This is a genomic window from Streptomyces sp. NPDC001933 (assembly GCF_042890955.1).
Classification (GTDB): domain Bacteria; phylum Actinomycetota; class Actinomycetes; order Streptomycetales; family Streptomycetaceae; genus Streptomyces.
In genome coordinates, this window is record NZ_JBIASS010000082.1 from 1 (window position 1) to 6701 (window position 6701).

The 6701-nt window shown below is 71.5% G+C and carries 1 protein-coding gene; it reads left to right on the top strand.

The window, feature by feature from the left end:
• On the top strand, nt 1-6701 hold a 6701-nt coding region (locus ACFYY7_RS44965; RefSeq protein ID WP_388672111.1), incomplete at both ends, for an SDR family NAD(P)-dependent oxidoreductase.

Genomic DNA, 6701 nt, shown 5'->3' on the forward strand with positions numbered 1-6701 from the left:
CTCACCACCGTCCTACGCCCCAAAGTCGACGCCGCCTGGCACCTCCACCAACTCACCACCCACCTCGACCTCTCCTTCTTCGTCCTGTTCTCCTCCGCCTCGGGCACATTCGGCGGGCCCGGTCAGGCCAACTACGCCGCCGGAAACGCCTTCCTCGACGCACTCGCCCAGCACCGCCACGCCCAAGGCCTGCCCGCCACCTCCCTCGCCTGGGGCCCCTGGGCCGAAGGCGGCATGGCAGGACGCCTCGACGCAGCCGATGCGGAACGGATGAGCCGCAGCGGGATCACGCCCTTCTCGCCCGAGGAGGGGCTGGCACTCTTCGACGCCGCGCTGCGCTCCGACTCGGCGGCCCTCGTACCGGTCAAGCTGAATCTGGAAGCATTCCGTTCGGCGCCGTTCGTCCCGTCTCTGCTGCGCGGCCTGGTCCGCACGACGAACCGGCGGACCGCGCGAGCGGGCGCCGGGCAGTCCGCCGACTTCGCCCAGCGGCTGCTGGCCCTCGGTGAGCAGGACCGGATCCGCCTGGTGCTGGATGTCGTACGGAGCGAGGTCGCGGCCGTCCTCGGCCACGCGACCGGCGACGCGGTTCCCGCCCAGCGTGCCTTCACCGAGCTGGGCTTCGACTCCCTCACCGCCGTCGAACTCCGCAACCGCCTCGGCAAGGTCACCGGCCTCCGCCTGCCCGCCACCCTCGTCTTCGACTACCCCTCCGCCACCGTCCTCGCCGAGCACATCGCCACGGAGAGCACGGGTGGTGTGCGGGCGCAGCAGGACACGGCCTCGGCTCCGGTCGCCGTCGACAGCGACGACCCGGTCGTCATCGTCGGCATGAGCTGCCGCTACCCCGGCGGCGTGACCGGCCCCGAGGACCTGTGGCAGCTGGTGGGCTCCGGCGGCGACGCCATCTCCCCGCTGCCGACGGACCGCGGCTGGGACGTCGGGCGCCTCTTCGAGCAGGGTGACGACCGCACCGGTACGTCGTACGCGACGGAGGGCGGCTTCCTGCACACGGCGGCCGAGTTCGACCCGGTGTTCTTCGGGATCTCGCCGCGCGAGGCCCTCGCGATGGACCCGCAGCAGCGGCTGCTGCTCGAAGCCTCCTGGGAGGCCATCGAGCACGCGGGTATCGACCCGACCGCTCTGCGGGGCAGCCAGACCGGCGTGTACGCGGGTCTGATGTACCACGACTACGTCGCCCAGTTGGTCGAGGTCCCGGAGGGTGTCGAGGGCTTCCTCACCACCGGGTCCGCCGGCAGTGTCGTCTCGGGCCGAGTCTCGTACACCCTGGGCCTGGAGGGCCCGGCGGTCACCGTCGACACGGCCTGCTCGTCCTCGCTGGTCGCCCTGCACCTCGCGGCCCAGGCACTGCGCTCGGGCGAGTGCTCGATGGCACTTGCCGGTGGCGCGACCGTGATGGCGACGCCCGGCAGCTTCATCGAGTTCAGCAAGCAGCGGGGCCTGGCCCCCAACGGCCGGGTGAAGGCGTTCGCGGACTCCGCCGACGGCACCGCCTGGTCCGAGGGTGTGGGCGTCCTGCTCCTGGAGCGGCTGTCCGACGCCCGCCGCAACGGCCACCGCGTCCTCGCGGTGGTCCGCGGTTCGGCCGTGAACCAGGACGGCGCGTCCAACGGCCTGACCGCCCCGAGCGGCCCCTCGCAGCAGCGCGTCATCCGCCGCGCGCTGGCCAGTGCGGGCCTGTCCGCCGGCCAGATCGACGTGGTCGAGGCACACGGAACGGGCACGAAGCTGGGCGACCCGATCGAGGCGCAGGCCCTGCTGGCCACGTACGGCCAGGAGCGGCCGGCCGACAAGCCGCTGCTTCTGGGGTCGGTCAAGTCGAACATCGGTCACACGCAGGCCGCCGCCGGTGTCGCGGGCATCATCAAGATGGTCATGGCCATGCGCCACGGCATGCTCCCGCAGACGCTCAACGTCGACGAGCCGTCCACGCAGGTTGACTGGTCGGCGGGCGCGGTGGAACTCCTCACCGAGCCGGTCGCCTGGCCTGCGGGGGACGAGCCGCGCCGTGCCGGTGTGTCGTCGTTCGGCATCAGCGGCACGAACGCACACGTCATCGTGGAGGAATCGCCCGACGGCTACGACCAGGGCGGCCTGCTGCCCCTGCCCGCGCCGACGCAGCCGGAAGATGCCGCCGGGCGGACCGCGTTCCTGTTCTCCGGCCAGGGCGCGCAGCGCGTCGGCATGGGACGTGAACTGTACGAGGCGTTCCCGGTGTTCGCCGAGGCGTTCGACGCGGTGTGCGCGGAGCTCGACAGGCACCTGGACCGCCCGGTGAAGGAGGTCGTCTTCGGCGACTCCGAGCTGCTGGACCGGACGGTGTTCACACAGGCGGGCCTGTTCGCCGTCGAGGTGGCACTGTTCCGCCTGGTCGAGCACTGGGGCATCACCCCCGACTACCTCCTCGGCCACTCCATCGGCGAACTGACCGCCGCGCACGTCGCGGGCGTCTGGTCCCTGGAGGACGCCGCCGCACTTGTCGCCGCCCGGGGCCGCCTCATGCAGGCTCTCCCCGCCGGCGGCGCCATGGTCGCGCTCAAGGCTGCCGAGGCGGACGTCCTGCCGCTGCTGACCGAGGGTGTCTCGATCGCGGCCGTCAACGGCCCGTCGTCGGTCGTCGTCTCGGGCGACGAGGACGCGGTACTGGCGGTGGCCGCCCGGTTCGACCGGTCGGCGCGACTGCGGGTCAGCCATGCCTTCCACTCGCCGCGCATGGAGCCCATGCTCGCCGAGTTCAGGACGGTCGCGGAGAACCTGACCTTCCACGCCCCGCAGATCCCGATCGTCTCCAACCTGACCGGCGAACTCGCCGGCGAGGAACTGCTGACGGCCGGCTATTGGGTGGACCACGTCCGCCAGGCCGTCCGCTTCCTCGACGGCATGCACGCACTCCGCGAGCTGGGCACCGAGCAGTTCGTGGAACTCGGCCCGGACAGTGTGCTCACCGCTCTTGGCCGGGCATGCCTCGGCGAGAGCACGGCACTGACCGTGTCGGTACTCCGCAAGAACGGCCCTGCCCTGGAACAGCTGACCACCGCCGTGGCGGCGCTGCACAAGCGTGCGGTCGGCTGCGGGACGGACCTCGCGATCCGGGAGCTGAACGAGGCGGCTGCCTCGGCGCTGCCGGCGGTGCCGTGGGTGCTGTCGGCCCGGTCGGAGGAGGCGTTGGCGGGTCAGGCGGAGCGGTTGCTCGGTCTGGGTGAAGCTTCTCCGTTGGATGTCGGCTGGTCGTTGGTGTCTTCGCGCAGTGTCTTCGAGCACCGTGCGGTGGTGGTTGGTGAGGACCGTGAGGCGTTGCTGCGGGCGGTGTCCGAGGGCCGGTCGGTGCCGGGTGTGGTGCGCGGATCGGTCCAGGGTGGCCGTTCGGCGTTCCTGTTCTCGGGGCAGGGGTCGCAGCGGGCCGGGATGGGCCGGGAGCTGTACGAGGCGTACCCGGTGTTCGCAGATGCGTTCGACGCGGTCTGCGCGGAGCTGGACCGGTATCTCGACCAGCCGGTCAAGGACATCGTGTTCGGTGGGTCGGAGCTGATCGACCAGACCGTCTACACCCAGGCCGGGCTGTTCGCGATCGAGGTCGCTCTGTTCCGGCTGCTGGAGCACTGGGACGTCACCCCCGACTACCTGCTCGGCCACTCCATCGGTGAGCTGGCCGCCGCGCACGTCGCGGGTGTCTGGTCCCTGGAGGACGCGGCGGCGCTGGTCGCCGCGCGGGGCCGTCTGATGCAGGCGCTGCCGACCGGTGGCGCGATGGTCGCCGTCCAAGCGACGGAGAATCAGGTTCTGCCGTTGCTGGTCGACGGTGTCTCGATCGCCGCTCTGAACGGCCCGGATTCTGTCGTCATCTCCGGCGACGAGGACGCCGTACTCGCCATCGCGTCCGGCTTCGCGAAGACGAAGCGCCTCCGTGTCAGTCACGCGTTCCACTCGCCGCGCATGGAGCCCATGCTCGCCGAGTTCAAGATCATCGCCGAGGGCCTGACCTTCCAGGCACCGAAGCTGCCCATCGTCTCCAACCTCACGGGTGAGGTCGCAGGCGAGGAACTGCTGAGCGTCGACTACTGGGTGGACCATGTCCGCCAGGCCGTCCGTTTCCTCGATGGCGTAAGGCAGTTGGAGTCCCAGGGCGTCACGACGTACCTGGAGCTCGGGCCCGGCGGTGTCCTCTCCGCGATGGGCCAGTCGTGTGTGACGGAGGACGCCGGTTTCGTACCGGCCCTGCGCAAGAACCGTACCGAGACCGATGCGCTCGTGGCGGCTGTGGCCGAGCTTCACGTGCGGGGCACGGCTGTCGACTGGGCCGCGTACTACGCGAACAGCGGCGCCCGGCGCACCGATCTGCCCACCTACGCCTTCCAGCACGAGCGGTACTGGCCGGCACCGCCCAAGGCGGCCCCCGAACCCGCCGCCGCCGACCCGGTCGACGCGGAGTTCTGGGAGGCTGTTGAGCGGGCGGATCTGTCCGGGCTGGCCGGTGATCTGGAGCTGTCGGCCGATGCTCCGCTGGGCGAGGTTCTGCCCGCGCTGTCGTCCTGGCGGCGCCGGCAGCAGCAGCGTTCCGAGGTTGACGGATGGCGATACCGCGTCACCTGGAAACCCACACAGCCCCAGACGGCCGCGTTGTCGGGCCGGTGGCTGCTCGTCGCCCCGCAATCGGGTCCTGCGGATGTCACGGGTGTCGCGGAGTGGTGTGAGTCCGGTCTGCGTGCGGCCGGTGCGGAGGTCGTCCGCACGGACGGCACCGACCTGCCCTCCGACCTCGACCTTGCCGGTGTCGTCTCCCTGCTGGGTATCGACGACAGCGTTCTCGGCCGGGGTGTTTCCCCGGGTCTGTCCTCCACGCTGCATCTGGTGCAGCACCTGGCTTCGGCCGGGGTGGAGGCGCCGTTGTGGTGTCTGACCCGGGGCGCCGTCTCGACCGGTCCCGCCGATCCGCTGCGCTGCCCCGCTCAGGCCCAGGTCTGGGGTCTGGGCCGGGTCGTGGCGCTGGAGCACCCGAAGAGCTGGGGCGGTCTGATCGACCTGCCCGAGACCCTCGACGCCCGTGCGTTCGACCGCACCGCCACCATCCTGGCCAACGCCAGTGGCCGCAGCGACGGCGGGAATGAGGACCAGGTCGCCGTCCGGTCCTCGGGCGTCTTCGTGCGGCGTGTCGTGCGGGCCGCCGCAGGCCCGCACAACGACTGGAAGGTACGGGGCACGGTCCTGATCACCGGCGGCACCGGAGGTCTCGGTGCCCGGGTCGCCCGCTGGGCCGCCACCAACGGAGCCCAGCACCTCGTCCTCACCAGCCGCAGAGGACCCGACACCCCCGGCACAGCAGAACTCGTCGCAGAAATACAGGAGCTGGGGGCCGGAGCAACCGTCGTCGCCTGCGACGCGACCGACCTGACCGCCCTCACCGCCCTCGCCCGTTCCCTCGAAACCGACGGAACCCCGGTCCATACCGTCGTCCATGCCGCAGGTGTCGCCTCGGCCGGGTCGATCAGCGAGCTCGACGCTGAGGCACTGGCCGGACAGATGCATGCGAAGGTCACCGGCGCGGCCAACCTGGACTCCGTCTTCGCGGGCACCGAACTGGACGCGTTCGTCCTCTTCTCCTCCATCGCGGGAGTCTGGGGCAGCGGTGGGCAGGCGGGTTACGCCGCGGCCAACGCCTACCTCGACGCCCTGGCCCAGGAGCGCCGGACCCGTGGCCTGGCCGCCACCTCGATCGCCTGGGGCCCCTGGGCCGAAGGCGGCATGGCGGACGACGAGATGGCTGCGGAGCTGAGCCGACGCGGTCTGCCGGCCATGGCTCCGGATGCGGCCGTGACGGCGATCGGCCAGGCGCTGGCGCTGGACGAGCCGTGCGTGACGGTCGCGGACGTGGACTGGGCACGCTTCGTACCGCCCTTCACCGCGCTGCGACCGAGCCCGCTGCTCGGCGACCTGCCCGAGAACCAGCAGCCCGCCGAGACGGCCGCCGCTACGAAGTCGGCGGGTGCCGAATCGGCGCTGCGCGGTCGGCTGGCCGTCCTGACCGGGGCCGAGCAGCTACGACTGCTGCTGGGAATCGTCCGGGCGCAGGCCGCGGTGGTGCTGGGGCACAACGGTGCCGGTGCCATCGGCGAGACGGCGACCTTCCGGGAGCTGGGCTTCGACTCGCTCACGGCGGTGGAGTTCCGCAACGCGCTGGCGGGCGAGACGGGGCTCTCGCTGCCCGCGACCCTCGTCTTCGATTACCCGAGCCCGGCTGTTCTGGCCGAGCACGTACGTGACGAACTGCTGGGCTCCGATGCACAGCCCACGAACGTCCCCGCAGTCGCAGGCGGGCCCGTCGACGGGGACGACCCCATCGCGATCGTCGGCATGAGCTGCCGATACCCGGGGGGCGTGCGGTCGCCGGAGGATCTGTGGGAGCTGCTGGCGTCCGAGGCGGACGCGGTCTCCGGGTTCCCGGTGGACCGTGGCTGGGACCTGGAGCGGCTCTACGACCCGTCCCGCGAGCGGGAAGCGGCGTCGTACGTCGACCAGGGCGGATTCCTGCACGACGCCGGGGAGTTCGACCCGGTCTTCTTCGGGATCTCGCCGCGCGAGGCCCTCGCGATGGACCCGCAGCAGCGGCTGCTGCTGGAGACGTCGTGGGAGGCGTTCGAGCGGTCCGGGATCGATCCGGCGTCGGTTCGTGGCAGCCGTACCGG